Source organism: Streptomyces sp. NPDC002144 (genome assembly GCF_053593695.1).
Genome location: NZ_JBSFDB010000068.1, coordinates 1 through 24,296, shown reverse-complemented (window position 1 = coordinate 24,296; position 24,296 = coordinate 1). Strand labels below are relative to the sequence as shown.

Sequence of the window (24,296 nt, the reverse complement as noted above, 5' to 3'; positions counted from 1 at the left end):
GACTCTTGCAGAAAGCCCCGGCGTTCCCGCCGGGGCTGAATGCATCTCATGGCTGCTCTGACGTGCACGTTAGAGCGGACGTTTGTGCTGGTCGATGTGCTGGCGGACGATCGGCACCCGTGCATGAGGGCACGGTTGGTGCGACCGGTGAACTCCTGCCGTATCCGGCGAGCGGATAACACCCTAGAGGAACCCTTGAGGCTGTTGACCAGCTTGGAGACCCGCCACCAGCGCTCATGGAGGTTGAGCCAGCACGCGCCGATCGGCATAAACACCTGCCTGATGCGGGGATGGTCCTCGGGCCAGGTCCGGTGGCCGGTCCGTTCGGGAACCCGCTGTGCGCCTCACCCGCGCTGCCCGGCGCGGTGCACGACATCAAGGCGGCCCGCAGCCACGGCATCCTCGACGCACTGGCCACGGCCGACGTGCACTGCTGGGTGGACAAAGGCTGCTTCGGTGTCGGCGCCCCCGCGCGGGTGCGCTACCGCGGCCGCCCCTGCACCGACGCCAGCCTCGCCGCCGACGCACACCTCGCCCCGGAGATCGCACCTGGAGGGTTGATCCGGGCCAAGTCCGAGCGTATAAATAAGCAACTTTCTTTTTTACAGGCTCTTGTAGGCCCTTCTGACAGAGCCGTCGATGCCGAGATGAGGGCAGCGTGACCCGCCGTTATCCAGCAGGTCCGCAGCGGTTGCTGCGTTCGCTCAACGGCCGTGCCGTCCTGGAGGCGATCGACGAGGCGGGTCCCGTCACGACCACCGATCTGGCGGGCCGGATCCCGCTCTCCCGGCCGACGGTCGCCGCCGCGGTCGGCCTGCTGCTGGAGCGTGGGGTCATCACCGAGGTGGGCCCGGTGACCGGCCGCAAGGGTCCGGCGCCGGCGCAGTACGGAGTGAACGCCGACTGCGCCTTCGCGATCGGCGTGGACGTCGGGCACCGCAGGATCCGGGCCGCGGTCGCCGACGTCACGGGCCGGGTGCGGGCACGTGCCGAGTCCGAGCAGCACGGGGAGCGGGGCGCCGAGGCGTTCGTCGGGCAGATCCTGGACATCTGCGTGGACCTGGCCGGGCAGGTCGGGCGGGAGCTCGGGGAGATCACCCAGGTCGTCGCCGGGCTGCCGGCCGCGGTCGGCCCCGACGGACGTCAGCTGTCGTACACCACCGGGCTGCCCGACGCGGGGAGCGGACTGGGTGAGGCGCTCGGCCAGGCGATACCCGTACCCCTGGTCCTGGAGAACGACGTGAATCTCGCGGCGCTGGCCGAGCGCACCCATGGTCTCGGCACCGAGACCGACGACTTCGTCCTGGTCAGCCTGGGCGTCGGGCTCGGTCTCGGGCTGGTGGTGGACGGCAAGGTCCGGCGGGGCGCCACGGGTGTCGCGGGTGAGGCCGGCTATCTGCCGAGCGACCGCATGATCGCGCCGGTGGGGCAGCGCCGGGATCCGGTGCAGGAACACCTGGGCGCCCGCCACATCAGCGCCGAGGCTCGCCGGCTGGGCCTGCCGGGCGACGGCAGCCCGCTCACCGTCTTCGAACTCGCCCGCGCCGGCGACCCCGGCGCGCTGGAGATCGTGGACGACACCGCCCGCAGCGTCGCCTACGTGGTGGCCTGTGTCGTACCCCTGATCGACCCGGCGCTGATCGTGCTGGGCGGCGCCATCGGCGCCAACGGCGATCTGCTGCTCGAACCCGTCGCCCGCCACCTGGCCGATTTCAGTACGTTCCGGCCGCCCATCGTCGCCTCCGAGCTCGGCCAGGACGCCGTGCTCACCGGAGCGACCACCATGTCGGCGAAGCTGGCCCGCGAGGCCGCCTTCGCCGCCGCCACCACCCCTGTCCCCCAGGCGGAGCCATCGGCTCTGTCCTGAGAGACACCGCGGCGACGCCGTCTTGCCGGACAGCGCCGCCGCTTCAGGTCACCGGGCATTGCCGTGCCCGTCGACCGACGACCGATCCGTCACCCAGGGAATCCCGTCTCCGAGGAAGGACGATCAGTGTTCAAACCTATCACCGGGGCCGTGTCCGCCGCGGCCGCCGGAGTGCTGCTGCTCGCCGGCTGCACGTCCACCGGGCCCTCGTCGTCAGAACCCGACACCGCCATCTCCGCGGGCGCCTCGCACCAGCCCACCACGGTCACCGTCTGGACCTTCAACCACCTCCCCAACGAGGTGGCCGCGTTCAAGGCGACCCTGAGCCGGCTGCACACCAAGTACCCGTGGCTGACCGTGAAGTTCGTGCCGAACAAGGACGACGCCGCCTATGCCAAGGCGGTCGCCGCGGGCAATCCCCCCGACGTCTTCATCAGCTCCGCGCCCGACAACGTGGCGAAGTTCTGTTACAACGGCACGGTCGCCGGCCTGGGCCCCTATCTGTCCTCCGCGAAGATCGACACGGCGAGTACCTTCCCGGCCGCGACCCTCGCCTACACCCGCTACCAGGGCAAGCAGTGCGCGCTGCCGCTGCTGACCGACGCCTTCGCGCTCTACTACAACAAGCAGATGTTCAAGGCGGCCGGCATCACCAAGCCCCCGCAGACCCTCGCCGAACTGACCGCCGCCGCCAAGAAGCTGACGGTCAAGAACGCGGACGGCTCCATCAAGACCTACGGCTTCGTGCCCCGCTCCGACTACGACGTCAACCGATACCTGTTCACCGGGGCGCACAGCGGGACCGAGTTCTACGGCAAGGACGGCAGGACCACCTTCGCCTCCGACGCCAAATGGCAGCAACTGCTGGCATGGGACAAGGAGTTGATCGGCTACTACGGCGAGGCGAACGTCCAGAAGTTCGTGGGCCGATACCAGCCGCACGCCGACGACGCCGGCAACCCGCTGCTGACCGGGGCGGCGGCCATGGAGTACGACGGCGAGTGGCACGTCGGTGAGATCGCCTCGGGGAAGAAGGACTTCGACTACGGCGTGGTGCCGATGCCGGTCCTGGACGGCACATCGGGCACCTACGGCGCGGGCAGCACGCTCGGCACGGTCGCCTACCTGTCCGCCGGCTCTCAGCACAAGCAGGAGGCGTTCTTCGCGCTCCAACAGCTCACCACCGACACGACCTTCCTGAACACCCTCGCGGACACGGTCTACAACATCCCGACCACGTTCGCCGCGCTCAAGGCCTGGGACAAGCGGAACGACCCGCACTGGAAGCCGTTCGTCGACGTCTTCGAGAACAAGAACTCCACCTACAAGACCCTCACCCCGGCCGGCATCGAGGACATGGACACCTGGCGGGCGTTCCTCCTCGACTACGAACAGGGCAAGGTGACCAGCGCAGCGAGCGGTCTGACCGGGGTCGGGAAGAAGATCGACGACCTCAACTCCGAGAGCGGGCGGTAGAGATGACGACCACTCTCGCCCCCGTCGGCGAGGCCCCGGACACCGCGCGCACGCGCGCCGCCCGGGGCGGGCGGCGGCGCGCGAGCGGGGCCCGCTGGTGGGTCGTGCTCGCCTTCCTGTCCCCCTTCGTCATCGGGTTCTGCGTCTTCGTGCTCTACCCGGTGATCGCCACGCTCTACTACTCGCTCACCGACTTCCAGGCCGGCTCCTACCGCCCGGTGCAGTTCGTCGGGTTGCGCAACTACCGCGCCCTGTTCACCCAGTCCGACACCTTCTGGGTGGCCGTGCGCAACACCCTGTGGATGGTCGTCGTCATGGTGCCGCTGCGCACCGCCTGGGCCATGTTCACCGCCTGGGTGATCATCCGGGTCAAGCGCGGCCGGGCCGTGTACCGCACGCTGTTCTTCCTGCCCTCAATGGTGCCCGTGGTGGCCGCCGCCCTGTCCTTCATCGTGCTGCTCAATCCGGTCGGCCCGCTCAACCGGATGCTGAGCTGGGTGGGCATCGACGGCCCCGGCTGGTTCTCCGACCCCGCCTGGTCCAAGCCCAGCCTCGTCCTGATGGCGCTGTGGGCGAGCGGCAACGTCATGGTGATCTTCTCCGCCGCCATGCTCGACGTGCCGCGTGAGCTGTACGAGGCCGCCGAACTCGACGGCGCTGGCACGCTGCAGAAGTTCCGCAGTGTCACCCTCCCGGCGATCTCCCCGGTGATCTTCTTCGCGCTGCTCACCGGGATGATCTACACCTTCCAGTACTTCACCGAGGCGTTCGTCGCCTCCAGTTCCGCGAACGCCACCTCCTCCAGCAACGACCTGATCGGCTACCCCGCCAACTCGCTGCTGTTCTACTCGACCGAGCTGTACCGGCAGGGCTTCGCGTACTTCAAGACCGGCTACGCCTCGGCCATGGCCTGGCTGCTGTTCCTCGTCATCTTCGCGGCGACCGTGGTCTTCATCCGCGCCTCGCGCCGCTTCGTGCACTACTCGGGCGGTGGCCGATGAGCACTGTTCCCCTGACCAGGTCCCGTGCCGGGCGCCGCGCACTGTACATGATCGCCGAGCACGCGCCCGCCGTCGCCGTGGCCCTCTGCTTCCTCCTCCCGCTGACGATCGGCGTGCTCACCGCGTTCATGACCCAGCACCAGGCCGGCACGGGCTCGCTGTGGCCCTCGCCCTGGGAGTTCGGCAACTTCGGCGAGGTCTTCAAGGCCATGCCGTTCGGCCGCGACCTGCTCAACACCATGCTCTACGCCGGGCTGTCCACGATCGGCGTGGTCGTCTCCTCGGTGCCGGTGGCCTACGCGCTGGCCCGGCTGAAGTGGCGCGGCCGGGAGGCGGCCTTCCTGGTCGTCCTCGCCGCGATGATGATCCCGGCCCAGGTCACCAGCCTGCCGCTGTACGTCATGTACGCGCACGCCGGCTGGATCGGCACGCTCAAGCCGCTCATCGTGCCGTCGTTCTTCGGCGACGCGTTCAGCATCTTCCTGCTGCGCCAGTTCTTCCTCACGATCCCGGACGAGTTCACCGAGGCGGCCCGCGTGGACGGCGCGGGCGAACTGCGCATCCTGTGGCGGGTGCTGATCCCGATGGCCCGCCCGGCGATCGCCGCAGTGGGCCTGTTCGCCTTCCTCTACGCCTGGAACGACTTCTACAACCCCCTGCTCTACACAGGCAACAGCGACACCGGCCAGACCCTCGCGGTGGCCCTCAGCCAGCTCGCCAAGAACGGGCACCAGAACGCCTATCAGCTCCAGATGGCGGCCTCTCTGATGTTCCTCCTGCCGGTCCTGGTGCTGTTCTTCCTGGCGCAGAAGGTCTTCGTCGAGGGCATCGCGCTGACCGGCGTCAAGGGCTGAGCCCTCCGGGGCCGACCTCCCGGGGCCGAACCGCCCCACCTCTCCCACAGGAGTACGAGTGAAGATCACCGTTGTCGGCGGTGGCAGTACCTACACGCCCGAACTCATCGAGGGCTTCGCCCGGCGCGCCGACGTGCTGCCGGTCGACGAGCTCGTCCTGCACGACATCGACGCCGCACGTCTCACCGTCATCGGCGGCCTGGCCCGCCGTATCCTCGCCCGCCAGGGCTTCCCCGGCCGGCTGACCACCACGACCGACCTCGCCGAGGCGGTGGACGCAGCCGCCGCGGTCCTCGTCCAGCTGCGGGTGGGCGGCCAGGCCGCCCGGCTGGTCGACGAGACCCTCCCGAACCGGTTCGGCCTGCTCGGCCAGGAGACCACCGGCCCCGGCGGCTTCGCCAAGGCCCTGCGCACGGTGCCGGCGGTGCTCGACATCGCGCAGGAGGTACGCCGTCGGGCCCTGCCCGGCGCCTGGATCGTCGACTTCACCAACCCGGTCGGCATCGTCACCCGAGCCCTGCTCGACGCGGGCCATCGCGCGGTCGGCCTGTGCAACGTGGCGATCAAGTTCCAGCGACGGCTGGCCGCCCGGCTCGGCACCGACCCCGGCCGGGTCAGGCTCGGCCACGCCGGTCTCAACCACCTGTCCTGGATCCGCTCGGTCACCGTCGACGGTGTGGACCGCCTGCCGGAACTGCTGAGCGCGCCCGCCCTTGACGAACTCGCCGCGGAGATCCACGTCCCCGCCGGGGCACTGCGCGACCTCGGCGCCATCCCCTCGTACTACCTGCACTACTTCTACTGCACGCAGCAGGAGGTCCGTGCCCAGCGGGCGGGCGGCCACCGGGCCGAGCAGGTCCTCGCCATCGAGAAAGAACTGCTCACCCTCTATGCCGACCCCGCCCTGGACCACAAGCCCGACCTGCTGGAGCAACGCGGCGGGGCCTACTACAGCGAGGCCGCGGCCGCCCTGGTCACCAGCCTGCTCACCGGCGACGGCGCCCATCACTACGTCAACGTCCGCAACGACGGCCTGCTGGCCGGGCTGCCCGACGAGGCCGTGGTCGAAGTGGCCGCCGACGTCGACACCGACGGGCCGCACCCGGTGCCCGTGCCGCCGCTGCCGCCCGACATGCTCGGGCTGGTCCAAGCGGTCACCGCGTACGAGACGCTCGCCGTCGAGGCGTCCCTGACCGGGGACCGTACGGTGGCCCGCAGGGCACTGGTGGCCAACCCGCTCGTACGTGAATGGGGGCTCGCCGCCGAGCTCCTCGACGCCCTGCTGGAGGCCAACCGCGCCCATCTGCCCCGGTTCTTCGCCAGCGAGGCCGCCGATGCCTGAACTGGTGGTGGGCGTCGACGGCGGGAACTCCAAGACCGACCTCATCCTCGCGGACACCGAGGGCCGACTGCTGTCCTGGGTGCGCGGGGCGGGCACCCGTCCGCACACCGAGGGCATGGAGACCACCTCCGCACGGCTCTCCCGCCTCGGCCGGCACGCACTCGCGCAGGCGGGCCTGCCCCCCACGACCCCCATCTCGGTCGGCGCGTACTTCCTCGCGAACGTCGACCGCCGGGCCCAGGAGCGGCTGGCGCTGCGGCAGTTGACCGGGCTGGGCGTGGCGGATCAGGTCCTGGTCCGCAACGACACTCTCGCCGTCCTGCGGGCCGGCGCGCCGGACGGCTGGGGGGTGGCGGTGGTGTCCGGCGCCGGGATCAACGCGGCCGCCGTCCATCCGAGCGGCCGCTCGGCCCGGTTCCTCTCGCTCGGCGACATCACAGGGGACTGGGGCGGCGGGCTCGCGGTGGCACGGGCCGGCCTGGGCGCCGCGGTGCGCGCGGGCGACGGACGGGGGCCGGCCACCCGGCTGCGCCAGGAGCTGCCGGCACACTTCGGCCTGGACAGCGTGGAGGCCGTCGCGCTGGCCGTGAGCGCCGGTGAGATCCCGGTAACCGCACTGCACGGCCTGGCGCCCGTCGTCTTCGCGACCGCCGAGAGCGACGACGCCGTGGCGCGGGGAATCGTGGAACGCCTCGGCGACGAGATCGTCGCCATGGTCACCGCGCTCCTCCGCCGCCTGCGACTGCTGCGCACTCCGACCCCGGTGGTCCTGGGCGGCGGCACCCTGCAGAACGACCAGCTGCTGCTCCGGGACCACATCGGCGCCCGCCTGGCCGTCGAGGCACCGCTGGCCCACCCCCGCGTCCTCGACGTGGCCCCGGTCGCGGGCGCGGTCGCGGAGGCCCTGGTGACCGCGGACGCCCCCACCGACGCACAGCACTGCCTCCGCAAGACCATCGCCGCCCGCAGACCACCGGCCACCTGCGCCGGCTGACTGCCCGAAACCACAGGAAGCCGTCTTCCCTGCCGGGAAACGGCTTCCAATCTGATGCCACCCCTTGCGCGGGCGGCTGCAGTTGGGGGGCCGCATCAGCCGATCGGGGTAGTGGACGATCACATGCCTGTACGCACCCACCAGTAGTGCGCCGCTCCCCCGAATTCAGCCGCAAGCGGGTCGCCCAGCGGTTGCACCTGTTCGAGGAGGGGCTGGTCGTGCACGCGCCATCGGGCGGCAGTGGTGGTCGAGCTCGACGACGATGACCGGTGCCTGGACGCGGAAGTAGGACACGTCGCCTCGCCGGTGGCCACCGATCCAGCACCACCACGTTGCCGCGGGGGTTGTGCAGGGGCGGTCCTGGAGACGGGTGTGAGCGGCAGGAGGGTGTGGGTGTTGCAGCGTTGCCGTCGGCCGGCACCCTGAACCGATCCTCGGCGGGAGATCGGTACCGGGAACCATCCAGAAGACGGATAGGCGAGATCCGCCAGTTGAATGGCGTAGGGGGTAGGCGACAGGGAGCAACTTGCCCGATAGTCGTGCAAGTCCAGACGCCCCCTCATTCCTCCGGGCGTTTCCCTTCGGTGCACTGGCGCTCCGCGGTGTGGCACAGCCACGCGGCAGCCTGCCACGTGCCCTGTCACCCGCCCACGTGGAGGCTTTGCGTGCCCGGTTTCACCTCCTCACCCGTTCCCACCGACGGTTTCGCCGTCCGGAGCACCGAGTCCGTGCCGGAATCCGGGGGCAGTCTGCGCTTGACGCTCCTGATGAGCGGGAGTTGTCTGCCGGTCCTCGGCGCGGTGCTACTCGCTCCCGTGCTGCCGAAGCTGCAGGAGCTGTTCAGGACGGTGCCGGACGCGGACGTACTGGTCCCGTTGATCCTCACGATTCCCGCGCTCACGCTCGCCCTGGTCGCCCCCCTCGCGGGTGTCCTGATCGACCGCCTGGGACGCAGGATTCCCCTGGTTGTCGCGACCGTCCTGTACGCGCTGTTCGGCACCGCTCCGCTGTGGCTGGACTCGCTCGGTGCCATCGCGGCCAGCCGTGCCCTTCTCGGTGTCGCCGAGGCCTTCGTCTTGACCTCCTGCACGACGCTGATCGGCGACTACTACGCGGGCCGGGCACGCAACCGCTACCTGGCCCTGCAGACGGTGTGCGCCACCATTTCCGCCACCGCCTTCTTCATACTCGGCGGGGCGATGGCCGCCTCGGACTGGCACGCCCCCTTCCAGCTCTACGCCATCGGGCTGCTCCTCGCCCCCGCGATGGCCGCATTCCTGACCAAGCCCGGGCCGGGCGCCTCCGCTGACGAGACGCTCACCGTCGGGCATCGGCCCTCCTCAGCCGGCCGGCTGGCCGGCATCTGCCTGCTCTCGGTATTCGGTGGCATCGTCTTCTACGTCGTCCCGGCCGAGACGGCCTACCTGATGAACGGCCTGGGCATACAGTCCAGCGCCCTCATCGGCATGGTCACCGCAATCGCCAGCACGGCCACGGTCATGGGCACCGTCATCTTCGCCTCGATGATCGGCCGGCCGGAGCGCAGACTGGCCGCGATCTTCGCCCTGTGCGCAGCAGGGTTCGTGCTGATCAGCCTGGCCCACAACGTGGCGATTCTGCTCTTCGGCACCTTCCTGAACTGCATCGGCACCGGCTTTCTACTGCCCACGCTGCTCACCTGGGCCATGTCGAAGCTGGCATACCGCAACCGTGGCCGGGGCACCGGACTGTGGGCCGCGTCGTTCTTCCTCGGGCAGTTCCTCTGCCCGCTCGCCCTGCTCGCCCTCAAGTCCGTCACCGGCCACCTCACGACGGCCGTCGGCGCCCTCGGCCTCGCCTGCGCGCTCGTGGCGGCCGGACTGCTGCCCCTCCTCCGCCGGACGACTGCCCCGCAAGAGACCCTGCAGGCGTGAGCCGGGGCGGGCCATCCGCCTCCCGGCCCAGCACCGCGCGGCATTGCCGGACCAGTTGCCCAGCCCGGCACATGGACTTTCGCTGCATCGGCGGGGCCGGGCCGGAGAGCATCGTCGCCAACGCGTCGCGGTAACCCGCCCGCGCTCTTGCGGTCGAAAGGGAAGATCGGGGCGCCGGGACAGCCCTGTGGGACCAGCAGATCCGTGTCAGCGCGGCCTCGACCACCCGTCCCGCCCACGTAACGGAGGACGTCGCGGAGCACAGCGCGCTGGCACGCGCCCTCGCCGAGGGCGATTCCCAAAGCGCCCGCGAGTCGCTGGTCCACCACATCGCCGCCGTCGCGCGCCGCATCGGCCTGGCGGACCGCCCGAGCCTCCCAGGACCGGCTTCCCAGGCCGCCCATGACGGATGACGACGTTCCTTGGTGCCTGCGTCAGCTGATGGAGAACTGGCTGAAGTTGGCGGTGCCGGGCGCTGCGCCGTGGGCCGTGGGCCGTGGGCCGTGAAGAACATGCCCGCGTCCTCAGTGCTGTTGGCTCCGGTCAGGGTCGCTGTGCCCACGGTGGTCCGTGTGGTGCCGTTGGCGAAGTAGGAGCCGGTGACCGAGTCGCCGCTCCTGACCAGGCGGAGCCAGACCGGGGCGACGGCGGCACTGCCGGTCTTGGTGGTGTTGGAGTCGAGGTAGCCGTCACTGTGGGAGTTCAACGACAACGTGACGCCCTTGCCCGCCGTGGCGACGAGGACCAGGTATCCGGTGGAGGAGCCGGTGCCGATGATGTCGTCGCGCAGCATCAGGCCGGCCTTGTCCCAGGCATTGGTGTTGTCGACGTTGTCGACCCGCGCGGTCACCGAGGTGCCGGCGACAGCGGAGTTCGCCAGGTAGGCGGTGCCGTAGGCGTCGTGCTGTTCGCCGGCACCCCAGATGTCGGCTCCCGCGTCGGTGACCGTGAAGCGACTACCGCTCTGGCCGATGACGGCGAGAGCGGCGGCAGCTCCTTGTCGGAAGTGGCGGCCCATGTCGAACAACAGAGCTGAGCCGCGGGACGTGCCCGCTCACACTCCGCGGTAGCCAGGTTCGCCATCAGGACGGAAAAGGCGGACAAACCAACGAAAGGGTTAGCGGTGTCGGGGTACTCGGCGGCCCCGAGACCACACATCGGAACGGAGAGCAGGCCATGGGGCACGGCACGAGTGCCCGGGAGGTCGTGGACGCCCTGAAGGACGTCGACTTCCCGGCAACCAAGGACGAACTGGTGGAGGCCGCCCGCAGGACGGGCGGCGCATCGAAGGAGGTCGTCGCGGCGCTACGCGCCATCCCACCGGACGAGTACGCGAACAAGGACGAGGTGGCGCGGTCGGTACGGGTGGATCCCGCCTCCGACCTCGGCCTGAGTCCCGCACAGCGCGCCGAGCAGGCACGCAAGGGCGGCAGGCCGGGCCAGTCCCAGCATCTGCGGGACGCGCCGAAGCCGCCGGTACAGGAGGAACTGGACGGCTGACACGAACGGGAGGAATGACCTGCACGAGGACGGGAGAGCACCATGGCCGGCAAGAAGATGGAAGGCAACGAGGAGCAGCGCAGGGCCGCGGCCCGTGAGGCGGCGGCCGCCGGCGAGAGCCCCAGCGCCCGCAACGAGACCACGGGCGCCTCCAAGCAGCGGACGCATCTGCGCCACGGCGGTTCCGTGACGCACGAGGACCGGATCGCGGCGCAGCACCGCGGCAAGCAGCAGTGGCGCCCCGGCGATCTGGCCGAGGAGCGGATCAAGGACCCGGCGGCAGCGGGCGCGGAGCGGACGTTCGTCGAGGGCGAGCGCCAGGAGTACACCCAGGAGCACGAGCGGGTGTTCCAGGCGGTGTCGGCGGCGCAGGCGGCGCTCGACGGCGAGGCCGTGCTCCTGGACGACATCGCCCGGCGGGCGGACATACCGCCGAACGAGACGCGGGCGCTGCTGCACGATCTGACGCGGGTGCACCGCCTGGTGACGGAGCTGGCGGGAGCCGACACCCCCGACATGGGCCCCCGCTGGGAGACCAAGCCCCGGCTGTGACCCGCACCGGCCCCCAGTCACGTACTGGCACTGGCGGCTTCTGAGTTCACCTCGGCGTCACCCGGTTCCGAGTGGTCAAAGGCGCCTTCGGTGGCGCTCCGCGCTGGGCACCGCCCACCCTGGACACTCGGCCCGGCCCGAGGCTCGGCAGCTATCGGCCAGCCCCCTCTGAGTTGCAGCCAACCTCCTTGTACGGGTTGTTGCGCATGACCTCGTGCGCGGACACCACCGGTGCTACGACATCAGGCTTGGCCAGCCCTTCACTCACTGGTCACTGCGACAGCTCTCCGCGTACCTGTGCAAAGTCCCCTGCCGGATCATCCGCATCGGTCGTGAGCCATTGCGCTGTCTGCTCGCCCGCCGCGGCATCACCTGCCAGCGCACCAAGGCGTGGAAAGAAGCACCCCGGACCTCGAGCGTGACGCCAACTTAGATGGGTGCGGTTCCTCTGGAGGGAACTGGTTGACACTGAGGGCTGATCTTGTAGGGACCTGACGGTGGAATGCGTTCGCCGCGTGAGCTGATCGCCGCTACGGTTCGGGGCGTGATGACGGCTGACGATGTGCTTTTCATCCACGCGCTGCTGGCGCAAGCGAACACCGACGTCTGGATCGGCGGGGGTTGGGGTATCGACGCGCTCGTCGGACACCAGAGTCGGCAGCATCGGGACCTGGACTTGATGCATCGATTCGATCAGGAACATGAGGTCGTCGCTGCTTTGGCGGGGGCTGGCTTCGTCGAGACCTTGGATGGGCGTCCAGTGCGGTTCGTCCTGTCGGACCAGTCGGGGCGGGAGATCGATCTGCATCCGCTGGTCTTCGGTGAGGACGGTTCGGCGGTGCAAGCGTCGCCGGATCCGGAACGTCCATTTCTCTATCCTGCATCCTGCTTCGTGAGCGGCGTTGTCGCCGGATCCGTGGTGCCCTGCCTGTCGGCTGAGCAGCAGGTGTACTTCCACCAAGGCTATGAGCCGTCTGACCGTGACCTCCACGACATGGCCCAACTGCGCCAGGCTTTCGGGATCGCCACGCACTTTTGATCCTGGGCTCTTGGCCTTGCCTCCGACATCCGACTCCACCTGGGCTGTTCTCGGGGCTGCTCGTCTCTACCGTGGTGGTGAAGGAGGGGTGCCGGATGGGCTCGCTGATCGAGGAGTTGGAAGCGCGCGAGGCAGCCGCCCGGCTTCGGGTGGAGGAACTGGAGGCCGAGGTCGCCGAGTTGTCGCAGAGCTGGAGCTGGCCCGGGAGGGCTTGGAGCGTCTCCAGATCGCGCGGGAGACGGTCGCCGAAGTGCTGGTTCAGATGGCACCGGAGAAGCCGGCGGCCGAGGTCGATGTTGACCGGTCGAACGCGGGTGCGCCGGTGGCGTCGGCGTATGCGGGGGCCGAGCGGCAGGTGATCGGGGTGCTGACGGTGCCGAAGTGGCAGCCCGGTATGGGGGCGGAGGTCCTGCCACGGGTATACAGGGACATCATGGAGGTGGTGGCGGACGCGCCGGGGCCGGTCCGCGCCAAACAGATCGTTGAGTACGTCTGGGCAGCAGCCCACGCCTTTCACAAACCCGGTTCCACCGAGGCCGAGACATGGGCGGCCGACCATCTGACCGCGATCCTCGCAGGCCATGCCGTCCGCGCCGCCCACGACATGACCGCCCAGGCCGAACGGGAGCATCTGCCGACCTCCCGGTGCGAGGCCGTCGACGCCTGCCATCGCTACCTGACCGGCCACCTCGACCAGCTTCACTACGACACCGCGCTCAACAACGGGTGGCCGATCGCGACCGGCGCGGTCGAGGGTGCCTGCCGCCACCTGATCGCCGACCGGCTCGACATCACCGGCGCCCGCTGGGGCCTGCCCGGAGCCGAAGCCGTCCTGCGACTTCGCGCCGTCGTCTCCAACGGAGACCTCAACCCCTACTGGCGCTATCACGCCGCCCGCGAGCACGAGCGTCTCTACCCCACCCCCGACCAGCAAACTTACGCCCTCACCGCGTGATCGTGGCCGTCACTCGAAACGAACCGCACCCAACTTAGATGGCATCGAGCACGTCCTGGACCGCTGCCCGGACCGGGTCTTCGCCTTCGACGAGTTCGGCCCGCTCGGCATTCGCCCCACCGCGGGCTCGGACTGGGCAGGGCAAGGACGTCTCGACCGGTTGTCCACCACCTACCTTCGCGTCCACGGAGTCCGGCACTTCCCCGGGTCCTACTCGGTCGGCGACGACCGCCGATGGGGCATCAGCCGTCGCAAGAGGGGTGCGGGGATCGAGGGACACTTCGGAGCGCTGAGGCAGTTCACCATCGCCAACTCGAACCATCTCAATCACACCGCACAGACCCGGGTCCTGCACGCCTACCCGCTGTGGCGCAACGCCAACGCTCGCCGCCGCTGCGTCCCGGCCGCCGAACGCAAGGAACGCGCCCGCATCCGCAGCGAGAAAAGCATTCGCTGGGGTGGCCAGCCACTCGCCTCGACTGTATGAGCGCGCCGCCGAGCCCCGCGGCCGCACAACGTCATGGGCGGAGTACGACCAGTGGCACGGCCCTACCCTAGTCCTCGCCTACCGCCGCCCCGCTGATCGCGGCCCGGTTCACCAAGAGGCAGTGCCGCCCCTGCCCGGTCCGCACCCGGTGCACCACCGCCGCCGACTGAGCCCGGGCTGTTGGCTTTCCCCCACGACAACTCCGCGACCTGCAACTCCACGTCTGCGTCGAGCAGCAGACACCGGACGGGAAGGCGCGCTACGCGGTCCGCTCCGGAGTCGGGGGCACCATCGATGAGTTCGCCCCCTACACGGCATGCGCCGCTACCGAGGACAGCCAAAAGCCCACCTGCGGCACGTTTTCACGGCCTTCGCCGTGAACAACCAGGCCTTCCTGGACCAGCAGGGCATGCCCCGGTCGAAGGTCCTGGCGAACCCTCGGCAGCTGACCTTGACTATCAAGATCCCGGACAGAGTCGATCCGGAGGCAGGCATGTGGGCCCGGGACATCGACTTGGCTTACCAGGCCGTCCACGCAATCCAGGCGGAACGCGAAGTCCGGGAGTCGCAAGTGCTCGCCCGCCGACGGCCGTTCACCTGCCAGTTCTGTCGGGAGCCTTACATTCCCTACACATTGCGAGCCAGGAGCGCTCAAACCTCGGACTATTCAGGCGTTGCCGGGTCCGGATATCCATCGGGAGCGGTGTCGGCACCGGGACACCGTGCACTGAGGCGCTGCTGCACCCGCCGCGGCGTGAGGAGGACAGCGGCCGCCGCGGTGTCAACGACCCCTGATGCCAGGGTGCCGCCTGGGTAAGCCCGGGCACGCCCCGGGGGGAAGGGATCCAGTTGCTCACCGAGTCCCGAACCGGCCGTATACGCCGGACGATCACTTCAGCCAGCCGCCCCCGCGGCGCCCGGGCGGCGGCCACGCTGCTGACCGCCGCGCTCGTCAGCGCCTTTGTCGTAGCGGGTCCCGCCGCCGCCTCGGCCACGACCGCGGTCGCGCAGACGCACCCCGCCTGGGCCACCGCCACGGCCGACCAGGGCGCCGCAGCCGCCTCAACCACGTTGACCCCCACCGTCTTCTACGCCGGGCAGGACCCCGCCGGCATGACCGCCTACGCGCAAGCTGTCTCCACGCCGACCAGCCCCCTCTACCGCCGCTACCTCACCCCTGCCGAGTACCGCACGCGCTTCGGCGCCACCGCCGCGCAGGTCAAAGCGGTGCGGTTCTGGCTCACCGGGGCCGGTCTGAAGATCACCTCGACGAACGCGGCCGGTGTCACCGTGACCGGCACCGCCCCGGCCATCCAGAAGGCCTTCGGCGTCACCCTGCGCCGCTACAAGGTCAGAGGTGAGACCTACGTCGCGCCAGCGGCCGACGCGCAGGTGCCCACCGCGGTCGCCGGGGACGTGGGCCCCATCACGGGCCTGACGACGATGCCGGTCGTGGCGCGGTCGGCGGGTCTGGTCGGCCAGGTCACCACGAGCATCGCCAAAGGCGTGACAGGGACCAAGGCCACCGCGTCCATGGGTTCCAACGGCGCCCCCTTCCTCGGCCCGGCCCGCTGCTCCTCCTACTACGGGCAGGTCAAGGACGTCACCGACCCGCCGTTCAACGGCAAGCACAACCCGTATGTCCTGTGCGGATACGTACCCTCCCAGCTGCGCGGCGCCTACGGCGTCACTCGGACCGGACTCACCGGCAAGGGCGCGACGGTCGCGGTCGTCGGCGTCTACGGCTCGCCGACGATGATCACCGACGCCAACCGGCACGCCGAGAACCACGGCGACAAGCCGTTCAGGGAGGGCCAGTACACCGAGACGGTCACCCCGGAGCAGTGGACCGATCTGAGCCGCTGCGGCGGGGTCGAAAGCTGGGCGGCCGAGGAAAGCCTGGACGTCGAAGCCGTGCAGGCGATGGCACCGGACGCGAACGTCCACTACTACGGTGCCAACACCTGCAGGGACACGGGCTTCTTCCAGGTCTTCGAGACAATCAACGAGACGCACGGCGCCGACATCGTCTCCAACTCGTGGGGAGGATTGATCTACAGGACCACCGGCGACGTGGACCAGCCGGCGATCGCCGAGTACAACCGGCTCTTCGCGCAGGGGGCCATCGAGGGCATCAGCTACCAGTTCTCCTCGGGCAACTGCGGCGCCGAGGACCCCGCCACCCTGTGCGGCCTGGTGTCCGAGTCGTCGATCCCGCAGGCCGGCTTCCCGTCCTCCAGTCCGTGGGTCACCGCCGTCGGCGGCACCAGCCTGGCGATCGGCGCTCACAATCAGGCGCTGTGGAGCACCGCGTGGGGCAACGACGCGTGGGGCCTGCAGGACGATGCCTGGGTGTCCGGCGGCTGGCTGTTCGGCGGCGGTGGCGGCACCAGCGCCGCGTTCGGCCGGCCCTACTACCAGAAGGGTGTGGTCCCGGACGATCTCGCGACTACGCTGCCGAACGGCACGAAGGTCGCCCGCCCGATGCGGGTCGCCCCGGACGTGTCGATGCCCGCCGATCCCTTCACCGCCTTCATGGCGGGCAAGACCCTGACCCTGTCCGACGGCAGCACCGAGTACGTCGAGACCGACATCGGCGGCACCAGTCTCGCCTGCCCGCTCTTCGCCGGCCTGCAGGCCGACGCCATCCAGGCGCAGGGCGGAACGGGCATCGGCTGGGCGAACCCCGCCCTCTACGCGCGGGCCGGCGGCCCCGCCTTCACCGACCTCACCGCCAAGGGGGCCGGCGCCCGCGCGGCCGGTGTCCTTGCGGCGACCCAGAACACCCCGACCATCACCGTGACCTTCGGCGACGACCGGCTGCTGAAGGCGGGCCGCGGTTACGACAACGCCACCGGTCTCGGCACCCCCTCGCCGTACTACCTGAGGTCGTACCACATCCGTTGACTTGCTCCTCGGGCTGCAGCCCGAGGAGTCAGGCCTTCTGGCCCGTTGCCTGTGCCGCCGTGCGGCACAGGCAACGGGCGGGCTTTCGTGGCTTGCCGTTTCTTCAGGCACGTGCCGATCAGGTCACAGGGGGCAAGTGCCTTCGAAGGCCACGGTGTTGGGGTCGTTCGGGATCGGGCAGAGGAACTGGTCGTAGCGGGTGTCGTTGTCGACGAAGCGTTTGAGCCAGGAGATGCTGTACTTGGCGACCGTGGTGTTGGGGCTCGCGAAGGTGAAGTGATCGGCGCCCTTGAGTTCCACGAAAGCCTTGTCGTGGGTGTTGGTCAGCGCATCGTAGGCGGGCCGGGTGAAGGTGGAGACGGGGGCGACGGTGTCGCCATCGGCTCCGAAGATCATGGTGGGCACGCTGATCTGGTCGCCGGGGTTCGTGATGTCCCAGGGAGCCAGCGGGATCGCCGCCTTGAGCGACGGGTTGGCCGCCGCACTCTCCAGAGTGCCGCCACCGCCCATCGACCACCCCATCAGGGCCAGCCTGTTGGGGTCGATCCTGCTCTTGACCGGGCTTTTCGTGGTCAGGTAGTTGAGCGCGGCGAGCTGCTGCCTGCTGCGGTCGGACGGGAAGTCCCACAACGCGTTGCTGTCCATGGTCATCACCACGAAGCCCTGGGAAGCCAGCCGTGGCCCGTACCAGGCGATCTGGCCTTGTACGGCGACGAAGCCCGGCATGATGACGACGGCGCCGAAGGTGCCCTGGCTCGTGTCGGTCGGGTAGTAGATGGTGCCGTCGTTGAAGCCGGGGCCACTTCCGGCCGGCACGGTGACGGAGGAGACGGCGAACGGGCCGGTGACGGCGGTGACGCTCGACTCGGTGGGGTCCGGGCCTCGCTGGTAGGGGTTACCGGAGGCCGCGTGGACAGGGGTGGCGAGCGCGATCGAGGTCACGACCGCAAGAAACGCCATGAGCGCTCGGAGGCGGAGCAGTTTCACGGTAGTCCTCTCGGCCGTGCTGTCAGTTGGTGGAGACGGCCGGGGCACCGGCGACACTGCTGTCGACCACGGGCGCGTAGCTGGCTGTGAAGTAGCCGTTGCCCGCGCACAGCAGCGAGCCGGAGACCTTCCTGAAGACCTGGTTGGTGAAGGTCAGGCCGCTGTCACCGTGGGAGCTCGTCGCGGAGAGGCTGGGCGCCTGGTAGACGCAGGTGGCGGAGCCCAGCAGGGTGGAGAGCACCACCGTGGTCTGGATGCTGCCGCCCGTGGCCGGGGTCACCGTGACCGTGCCGTCGGAGGCGGCGGAGGTGGCGTAGGGCAGGGCGTTGACGGTGATGCTGCGTACTCCGGTGACGCCGAAGATGTTGCCGGTGCAGCCGCTGAAGGTCTGGGAGGTCGCGGACTCGGTGGCGATGCCCGGGGCAGCGGGGTTCGACGTCACCGTGGCGGTGAGCGTCGATTCGGTGCAGGCGATGCGGGAGGTGCCGTCGCTGGTGGTGGCGAGGGTGGCCGTGGTGCCGCTCGCCAGCGAGGCGGTGAGTACGTCGCCGACGGAGACCGCGTTTCCGGCGGCGCTGCCGTAGGTGAGCACGGCGCTGTCCGCCGAGGCGCCAGCGGCCGGGAGCAGGGCGAGGGCCGTCAGGGCAACCGTGGCGGCGGGGGCGGGGACTGTGAACCTGGGCATGCGGGGTCCTCTGCTGTGAGTGCAGGTGGCGAGGGCGGGTTCGCCGGCCCCGACTCGGGGTGAACGCGGTGACCCGGGCAAGGCGGTTCCCGGACTGCGGGAACTGCTGGTCCGATGTGTGTCCCTGGCCCGAGGCCAGGGGCGGTGTCACTTGCTGGCGGTCTTGCGCGTGCGTGACCCTGTCGACTCCGACGGCTCTACGGCCGCGGGTCCGCGCAAATTGAAAACCTGTGAGAGTTGTAAACCTGACGGGTATTCAAGTCAATACACCTCACATGAGTTCGCGACGAAAGAGGACGACCCATGACCGCAGGGACGTGGATGCCGCCTCAGCCGGCGCTACCCGGCACCCGTGCCGGGCGCGACCCCGAGCGCTCGCTGCGACGCGGCCCACGCCGTACCCCACCCGAGGCGGCTCCCCTTGCCTGCAGATGAGTTGACCGACACGGTGGCCCGCGGGGGGTGCACTCGGCGATCTGTTCTGGCTCCCTTGCCCGGCCCGGAACTCGCTGCGGCCGGCCTCAGCTAACCGGCGTCCTCTTCCTGCCTCTGCTGGGGCTGTCCAGCCCCGTCACCGAACACCACGGACAGCGAACAATCGACGAGGCGGTGAGCACCTCTTCGCAGGAGGACGCCCGCCTGAGGTCTGGAACAGGCTGTAGCGCGACACTCAAGTGCCCGTCGAGCGCAGGGGGGACGCCGGGGGCCTGATGTGTTCCGGTGCCGGCCGGGAATGCTCGCGGTCAGGGCCCGACCGGGCCCGTTCACGGGGCGGCCCGGAGGCCACGTTCGCCCGCAGGGCCATCTCCAACTCGAAACGGCCCTCGGCATCCCGCAGCGCCTCGCCGAACAACTTCTCCAACTGCCTCATCCTGTAGCGCACGGTCTGCGGATGGACATGCAGCCGCGCGGCGGTCACCCCCACGTTGCTCTCGCTCTGCAACCAGGCCAGCAACGTCTCCGCCAGCCGGTTACGCTGCGGTCCGGGAATTCCGGCCAGCGGTGCCAGAGACCGGGACGACAGTGCCCGGATCAGCGGCTCGTCCGCGTAAAGAACCAGCGTCGAGAGGTGATCGGCGCACCGGAGCACGCCATCACCGGGCAGGATGCCACGACGCATCAACGACAGAGCCCGTGCCGCACAGCGCAGCGAGTCGGCGATCTGGGACAGCGGAACGGTCGGCCCGACGGCAGTGGGCCGACCGCGCAGCACGGGTGCAAGGGCCTGTCTTCGTGGCCCGCCAAGCCTGTCCGGGTCCGGGATGACCAGAAGTGCGGGGCGTGCGCTCATGTCGGCCAGCACTCCGGCGGGCAGCAGCCGTTCGTCGTCCTCCTGCTCCATTCCGTCCACAGCCATGACCGCGACACGCCGCGGCACGGCCCAACGTGCGGCGCGGGCAAGTTCCTCGACCGCTTCGGCGGAGGCCGGCGGATCGGCGAACAGCAGATCCAGCAGGCGTTTGCGGCGGCGCTGTAACTCGCCGGTGCTGTGCAGCAGGGCCTCGCCGTGGCCTTCGGTGGCCGCCTGCATCATCTCGTGCATATGGGTGAAGGCCGCCTCCGCCAGCGCGGCCACCTCGCCGGAATCCAGCCCGAGTTCGTCGGCAGCCTTCGTCAGGCGCCGCCACGCGGCCCGCCCGCCGAGCCGGAGCGCCGCCTGCAGCACTTCCAGGCCACGTCCTTCACCGGCTTCGCCTCGCCCGATCTCCTGGTAGGTGCGAGCGACACGCTCCAGATCCTGGTCGACGTCGGCGATGCGGTCCACGAAAAGCGTCAGAGCCCGTCTGACTCCGGCTCTGATGGTTCGCACATACGCGTCGTCGGCGGGCCGCGCGTATTCAGGTACCTGAAGCTGTACCTCGCGTTCGACTTCCCGGGTGATCTCGTCGAGATGCGGACGCAGAAAGTCCGCCAATCGCTGGGGGACGACAGCGAAAGGATCCATCTTGTCTGCTCCTACCGCTCGGTCAAGGCGGCACAACCGAAGACGATATCCCCCGCGGAACCCCGCCGAACCGTTCTTCAAGTGACAAGGCAGGCTGGGAAGTTGTCCGTTCATGACAAACACACACCCATCACGCCGGCACACCGAGCGCCGCGGCGAGCACCGGCCAGGAGGTGACGAACTCCCGCTTCCAGTCGCTCCATTGGTGACCGCCGCCCTGATACATGTGCTGGGTGACCGGGACGCCCAGACGGCCGAGCTCGGTGACGAAGCTCTGGGTCGCGGGGGCCACGAGGCTCTCCAGGACTCCGGGCAGAGCGCCGTTGAAGTCGAAGTTGCCGTTGATGAGCTGGATGATCGCGAGAATGATGGCGACGGGGTTGTTGAGGCTGCCGCTTCCCACGGAGACGTAGAGCGCGGTGCCCCGCAGGGCGCTCGCCCGGCCCAGCGGGTTGAAGTCCTGCCACGAGGCCACGTCGCGGGTCGGATCGCCCCACAGTGTCAGGGGGTCGAGGTTCTCGCGCGCCACGATCGCCTCGATGATCGACGGCATCCTCGTCACCATGGTGTCGGGAATACCGCTGTACGACGCGGCGGCCACGAATGCTCCCGGATGGCGGGCGGCGTGCGCCATCGCCCCGTACCCTCCCGTCGACACCCCGGCGACGGCCCGGACACCGGAAGCCCGGTAGTTGGCGCTCAGCACCGCCGGAACCTCCTGGAGCTGGAAGGTCTCGTAGTCGGGGCCGGACCGCCAGTGCGTGGGAATGGCGGTGGGGCCCCCGTCGGGCATCGCGACGATGAGGTCCCGGTTCGCCGTGAACGCCTCGATGTCGGTCTCCCTGGTCCACGAGGTGTAGTCGTCGTGCGCGCCGTGCAGGAGGTAGAGCACCGGCCAGGTCCGGCCCGGCTGGTCGGCGTAGGAGGTCGGCAGGATCATCCGCACGGGCGCGGTGCGGCCCAGCGCTGCGGAGGGAACGCCGAGGTCGTAGGTGCGGGCGTCCAGTCGAGTGACGGTGACATCGGCGGCCGAAGCCTTCCAGGCCCCGGCCAGCACCCCCGCGACTCCGAGGACGGCGGCCCTGGCGACGGCACGGCGGGACGGACCGAGGTGGTGAGCGGACGGGCGGTCGGACATGGCAGGCGGCTCCTGGCGGGTGGTGAGGAGACGAGAACGGAGGTTCCGGTGCACTCGATCCTCAGACCGGCCGTCGGCCGAGTACTCGGTTCAAGTGATCGGCCATGGTCTGGGCATGCGGCGGATCGAGCAGCGACAGATGGTGTCCCGGTATGCGCACGACCTCCAGGTCCGGGCACAGTTCCGCCCAGCCGAGGTCGTCGTCCGCACGCTCGTGGGCCGGGTCGCGCACCGTTTGCGGGGCGCGCCCGGTGGCCCGGTAGAGGATCACGCGGCCGTCGTAGGAACCGGGCGTGTGTGCCTCACCGGCCCGCAGATCCAGGTAGGAGTCACGCCGGTGCCGCAGTGCGGCGGGTGGGATGTCCGTGACCGCGCTCAGCGCCTCCAGTACCCGTCCGATGCGGCCCCGGTCATCGAGTCCGGCGAGCTCCTCGAACGGCAGATCCAGCCACGCACCATAGGTACGGGCGACGTACGCGGTGAATCCCTCGAAGTGCTCGCGTGCCACCTCCCAGGCAGTCCGCCCGGGCGCCCGGGGCAGCGGACGTACCGCGTCGATGAGCACCACCGCGTCGGGCGGTGCGAGCTCGGCGGCCAGCAGCCGGGCAGCCTCCTGGGCCACGAACCCGCCGAACGCCCATCCGCCGATCCGGTAGCGGCCGTCCGGCCACGCCTCGCGGATCGCCTCCGCGCACAGCCGCGCCTTTGACGCGACCGTCTCCGCCTCCTCCACCCGGCCCAGCCCGTACACCGGCTGCCCCGGAGCCAGAAATCCGGCCAGCGGCCGGTAGACGTCGGGAGTGCCACCGGCCGCATGGACCAGGATCAGTGGTGGGTCGTCGCCGACGGGTTGGAGCGCGCGGAGCGGGTACGGCAGAGCTCGGCCGACCGGTCGGGGAGCGGCCATGGGGATCGGCATGCATGTCCATCGGTCGTCGTGCGGAGCGAGAGTGATCATGTCCGCGGCGGCCTGTACGGTACCGGCCCGCAGCAGCTCGCTCAGTACCAGCGGAACGCCGAACTCGCGGACGGCGGCCTCGCGGAGCCGGACGGCCATGTCCGAGTCCAGGCCGAGTGCGGCGAGCGGGATGTCGGGGCTGATGTGCTCGGGGCGATGGCCGGTGACGGCGGCGAGATGGCGGATCAGCCGCTCGGTGACCGTGCCTTCACCTTCCCCTTCACCGGCATGACGGCCCGGGGACACCTGGGTGATGGCGTCGGTGCCCTCGACGAGCAGCCGCCAGTAGTCATCGGGGCCGTGCACGCCTCCGGGCAGTCGGCAGCAGACTCCGACCACGGCGACCGGTTCCAGGGCGGGCGCTCCGCCGGGGTTGGTGTGCTGGGCCTGCGGGCCGGGTGCCGCGCCGCCGAGGAACGTGACCAACGCGTCGACGGTGGGCGCTTCCCACAGCAGGGTCGTGGGCAGCTCCCGGCCGACCGCGTGGGCCAGCTCTCCGGCGATCGCGACCGCCTCGCGCGAGGACAGACCGAACTCCGCCAGCGTCCGGTCCCCGGTGACGTCCTCCTCCGGCAACCCCGCCCAGAAAGCGATCCGTTCGACGACCAGCCGCCGCAGATCGATCGAGCCGTCCGCGATCGCGCTCATCGGGGCCCTCCTTCGTGGATACCCCCGGCTTCAGCCGGGGGAGGAAACGAAGATCCTGCGGAGCAGGGCAGGAAGAGCCGGTTCGCCGCCAGGGCGGACCGGCGTTCGCCAGCAGCCGGCCGACGCCCTGTGCTCACACGAGATCTGATAGGGTGTGAGGTATGGCGCGGCAGGTCAAGCGGGCGTTCAAGTACCGCTTTTACCCCACGGACGGGCAGGCGGCGGAGCTGTCGCGCACGTTCGGCTGCGTCCGCCTGGTGTACAACAAGGCGTTGGAGGAGCGCACCCGGGCCTGGTACGGCGAGCAGCGCCGGATCTCCTACGTGCAGTCCTCCGCCGCGCTGACGGAGTGGAAGAAGACCGGGGAACTCGCCTTTTTGACCGAGGTGTCCTCCGTTCCCCTCCAGCAGGCGCTGCGCCATCTGCAGACGGCGTTCGCCAGCTTCTTCGCCAAGCGGGCGAAGTACCCGCGTTACAAGAGCCGGAAGAAGTCCCGCGCCTCGGCCGAGTACACCCGCAGCGCCTTCACCTGGCGCGACGGACGGCTCACGCTGGCGAAGATGGCGCAGCCCCTGGACATCCGCTGGTCGCGGCCGCTGCCCGAGGGTGCGGTACCGACCACGGTGACCGTGTCTCGCGACGCTGCGGGCCGCTGGTTCGTGTCCCTGCTGTGCGAGGACACCATCACGCCCGCCCCCGCCACCACGGACACGGTCGGCCTGGACGCCGGGATCACCTCCCTGGTGACCCTGTCCACCGGGGAGAAAATCGCCAACCCCCGGCACGAGCGGCGGGATCGCGCCCGTCTGGCCAGGGCGCAGCGGGAGCTGGCGCGCAAGGCCAAGGGCTCGGCGAACCGGGAGAAAGCCCGTCGGCGCGTCGCCAAGGTCCATGCGCGGATCGCTGACCGGCGCCGCGACTTCCTGCACAAGCTGTCGACTCGACTCGTCCACGAGAACTGTGAGAATCGGCGGGTGCTGCCCCGGGCGGCGGCCTGACCCGCGTGAGAACGGACCGTGGTGTCCTGATTTGGATCTGTCGGTCGCTG

General features: G+C 69.9%; 18 protein-coding genes and 4 pseudogenes. 15 read left to right on the top strand and 7 right to left on the bottom strand.

The genetic code is table 11. The features are described 5' to 3' along the window. Nucleotides 1-311 precede the first annotated feature (311 nt). The 7 genes and pseudogenes from ACWCQ1_RS46445 to ACWCQ1_RS46415 all read left to right on the top strand — a co-directional run. Nucleotides 312-494: pseudogene (locus ACWCQ1_RS46445) on the top strand (IS5/IS1182 family transposase); the annotation flags it as partial. Nucleotides 495-658: 164 nt separating this feature from the next. Continuing rightward, nucleotides 659-1,867 (top strand): ROK family transcriptional regulator, encoded by a 1,209-nt coding sequence (locus ACWCQ1_RS46440; RefSeq protein WP_451029401.1) that lies wholly within the window; start codon nt 659-661, stop codon nt 1,865-1,867. 126 nt (nt 1,868-1,993) lie between these two features. Continuing rightward, entirely contained in the window at nt 1,994-3,343 is a 1,350-nt protein-coding gene (locus tag ACWCQ1_RS46435) for an ABC transporter substrate-binding protein (RefSeq protein ID WP_451029400.1), read from the top strand. A gap of 2 nt (nt 3,344-3,345) precedes the next feature. Beyond that, on the top strand, nt 3,346-4,344 hold the full coding sequence (locus tag ACWCQ1_RS46430; protein ID WP_451029399.1) for a carbohydrate ABC transporter permease: 999 nt from the start codon (nt 3,346-3,348) through the stop codon (nt 4,342-4,344). Continuing rightward, complete coding sequence (locus tag ACWCQ1_RS46425; protein ID WP_133047841.1) at nt 4,341-5,198, top strand: carbohydrate ABC transporter permease; 858 nt, start codon at nt 4,341-4,343, stop codon at nt 5,196-5,198. Before ACWCQ1_RS46430 ends, ACWCQ1_RS46425 begins: the two co-directional genes overlap by 4 nt. A gap of 58 nt (nt 5,199-5,256) precedes the next feature. Then, nucleotides 5,257-6,540, top strand: a complete 1,284-nt coding sequence (locus tag ACWCQ1_RS46420; RefSeq protein ID WP_358609680.1) for a family 4 glycosyl hydrolase — start codon at nt 5,257-5,259, stop codon at nt 6,538-6,540. Then, nucleotides 6,533-7,534, top strand: a complete 1,002-nt coding sequence (locus ACWCQ1_RS46415) for an N-acetylglucosamine kinase (protein WP_451029398.1) — start codon at nt 6,533-6,535, stop codon at nt 7,532-7,534. Before ACWCQ1_RS46420 ends, ACWCQ1_RS46415 begins: the two co-directional genes overlap by 8 nt. Before the next feature lie 165 nt (nt 7,535-7,699). Here the strand turns inward: ACWCQ1_RS46415 and ACWCQ1_RS46410 are convergent, their stop codons facing one another. Further along, the gene (locus tag ACWCQ1_RS46410) at nt 7,700-7,996 is read right to left on the bottom strand and encodes a DUF3500 domain-containing protein (protein WP_451029397.1); all 297 of its coding nucleotides are present in this window, start codon (nt 7,994-7,996) and stop codon (nt 7,700-7,702) included. Nucleotides 7,997-8,199: 203 nt separating this feature from the next. Between ACWCQ1_RS46410 and ACWCQ1_RS46405 the strand changes: the two genes are divergently transcribed. Further along, nucleotides 8,200-9,447: an MFS transporter gene (locus tag ACWCQ1_RS46405; RefSeq protein WP_451029396.1), complete on the top strand. Its 1,248-nt coding sequence runs from the start codon at nt 8,200-8,202 to the stop codon at nt 9,445-9,447. Here ACWCQ1_RS46405 and ACWCQ1_RS46400 read toward each other — a convergent pair. After that, nucleotides 9,341-10,465, bottom strand: coding sequence for a DUF1349 domain-containing protein (locus ACWCQ1_RS46400; RefSeq protein WP_451029395.1), 1,125 nt, complete (start codon nt 10,463-10,465; stop codon nt 9,341-9,343). The two genes, ACWCQ1_RS46405 and ACWCQ1_RS46400, sit on opposite strands and share 107 nt — an antisense overlap. Before the next feature lie 158 nt (nt 10,466-10,623). Between ACWCQ1_RS46400 and ACWCQ1_RS46395 the strand changes: the two genes are divergently transcribed. From ACWCQ1_RS46395 to ACWCQ1_RS46370, 6 genes and pseudogenes are all read left to right on the top strand, one after another. After that, the gene (locus tag ACWCQ1_RS46395) at nt 10,624-10,947 is read left to right on the top strand and encodes a DUF2795 domain-containing protein (RefSeq protein ID WP_451029394.1); all 324 of its coding nucleotides are present in this window, start codon (nt 10,624-10,626) and stop codon (nt 10,945-10,947) included. Between the two features lie 42 nt (nt 10,948-10,989). Further along, nucleotides 10,990-11,499 (top strand): hypothetical protein, encoded by a 510-nt coding sequence (locus ACWCQ1_RS46390; protein WP_451029393.1) that lies wholly within the window; start codon nt 10,990-10,992, stop codon nt 11,497-11,499. Between the two features lie 547 nt (nt 11,500-12,046). Then, complete coding sequence (locus ACWCQ1_RS46385; protein WP_451029413.1) at nt 12,047-12,538, top strand: nucleotidyltransferase domain-containing protein; 492 nt, start codon at nt 12,047-12,049, stop codon at nt 12,536-12,538. A gap of 478 nt (nt 12,539-13,016) precedes the next feature. Beyond that, nucleotides 13,017-13,493, top strand: a pseudogene (locus ACWCQ1_RS46380) (ISKra4 family transposase); the annotation flags it as partial. A gap of 34 nt (nt 13,494-13,527) precedes the next feature. Then, nucleotides 13,528-13,980: pseudogene (locus ACWCQ1_RS46375) on the top strand (IS630 family transposase); the annotation flags it as partial. Nucleotides 13,981-14,829: 849 nt separating this feature from the next. Beyond that, nucleotides 14,830-16,887 carry a S53 family peptidase gene (locus tag ACWCQ1_RS46370; RefSeq protein WP_451029392.1) on the top strand — a complete coding sequence of 686 codons (2,058 nt, stop codon included), beginning with the start codon at nt 14,830-14,832 and terminating at the stop codon, nt 16,885-16,887. Nucleotides 16,888-17,010: 123 nt separating this feature from the next. Here the strand turns inward: ACWCQ1_RS46370 and ACWCQ1_RS46365 are convergent, their stop codons facing one another. From ACWCQ1_RS46365 to ACWCQ1_RS46345, 5 genes are all read right to left on the bottom strand, one after another. Then, nucleotides 17,011-17,847 (bottom strand): dienelactone hydrolase family protein, encoded by an 837-nt coding sequence (locus ACWCQ1_RS46365; protein ID WP_451029412.1) that lies wholly within the window; start codon nt 17,845-17,847, stop codon nt 17,011-17,013. Nucleotides 17,848-17,896: 49 nt separating this feature from the next. After that, on the bottom strand, nt 17,897-18,559 hold the full coding sequence (locus ACWCQ1_RS46360) for a Tat pathway signal sequence domain protein (RefSeq protein ID WP_358609704.1): 663 nt from the start codon (nt 18,557-18,559) through the stop codon (nt 17,897-17,899). Between the two features lie 670 nt (nt 18,560-19,229). Continuing rightward, entirely contained in the window at nt 19,230-20,504 is a 1,275-nt protein-coding gene (locus tag ACWCQ1_RS46355) for a PucR family transcriptional regulator (protein ID WP_451029391.1), read from the bottom strand. 130 nt (nt 20,505-20,634) lie between these two features. Next, nucleotides 20,635-21,642: an alpha/beta hydrolase gene (locus tag ACWCQ1_RS46350; protein ID WP_451029390.1), complete on the bottom strand. Its 1,008-nt coding sequence runs from the start codon at nt 21,640-21,642 to the stop codon at nt 20,635-20,637. A 61-nt stretch (nt 21,643-21,703) separates the two neighbouring features. Continuing rightward, a complete protein-coding gene (locus ACWCQ1_RS46345; protein WP_451029389.1) occupies nt 21,704-23,248 on the bottom strand; it encodes a thioesterase domain-containing protein in 1,545 nt (514 codons plus the stop codon). Between the two features lie 161 nt (nt 23,249-23,409). On the opposite strand from ACWCQ1_RS46345, the pseudogene ACWCQ1_RS46340 reads away from it, so the two are divergent. Further along, nucleotides 23,410-24,207: pseudogene (locus tag ACWCQ1_RS46340) on the top strand (RNA-guided endonuclease InsQ/TnpB family protein); the annotation flags it as partial. Nucleotides 24,208-24,296: the final 89 nt, after the last annotated feature.

Bases quoted from the DNA above. Each gene is read 5' to 3' on its own strand.
- ACWCQ1_RS46390 (WP_451029393.1), top strand. From the start codon at position 10,990: ATGGCCGGCAAGAAGATGGAAGGCAACGAGGAGCAGCGCAGGGCCGCG.
- ACWCQ1_RS46425 (WP_133047841.1), top strand. From the start codon at position 4,341: ATGAGCACTGTTCCCCTGACCAGGTCCCGTGCCGGGCGCCGCGCACTG.
- ACWCQ1_RS46395 (WP_451029394.1), top strand. From the start codon at position 10,624: ATGGGGCACGGCACGAGTGCCCGGGAGGTCGTGGACGCCCTGAAGGAC.
- ACWCQ1_RS46410 (WP_451029397.1), bottom strand. From the start codon at position 7,996: ATGGTTCCCGGTACCGATCTCCCGCCGAGGATCGGTTCAGGGTGCCGG.
- ACWCQ1_RS46430 (WP_451029399.1), top strand. From the start codon at position 3,346: ATGACGACCACTCTCGCCCCCGTCGGCGAGGCCCCGGACACCGCGCGC.
- ACWCQ1_RS46360 (WP_358609704.1), bottom strand. From the start codon at position 18,559: ATGCCCAGGTTCACAGTCCCCGCCCCCGCCGCCACGGTTGCCCTGACG.
- ACWCQ1_RS46415 (WP_451029398.1), top strand. From the start codon at position 6,533: ATGCCTGAACTGGTGGTGGGCGTCGACGGCGGGAACTCCAAGACCGAC.
- ACWCQ1_RS46400 (WP_451029395.1), bottom strand. From the start codon at position 10,465: ATGGGCCGCCACTTCCGACAAGGAGCTGCCGCCGCTCTCGCCGTCATC.
- ACWCQ1_RS46355 (WP_451029391.1), bottom strand. From the start codon at position 20,504: ATGGATCCTTTCGCTGTCGTCCCCCAGCGATTGGCGGACTTTCTGCGT.
- ACWCQ1_RS46350 (WP_451029390.1), bottom strand. From the start codon at position 21,642: ATGTCCGACCGCCCGTCCGCTCACCACCTCGGTCCGTCCCGCCGTGCC.
- ACWCQ1_RS46385 (WP_451029413.1), top strand. From the start codon at position 12,047: ATGACGGCTGACGATGTGCTTTTCATCCACGCGCTGCTGGCGCAAGCG.
- ACWCQ1_RS46365 (WP_451029412.1), bottom strand. From the start codon at position 17,847: ATGGCGTTTCTTGCGGTCGTGACCTCGATCGCGCTCGCCACCCCTGTC.
- ACWCQ1_RS46345 (WP_451029389.1), bottom strand. From the start codon at position 23,248: ATGAGCGCGATCGCGGACGGCTCGATCGATCTGCGGCGGCTGGTCGTC.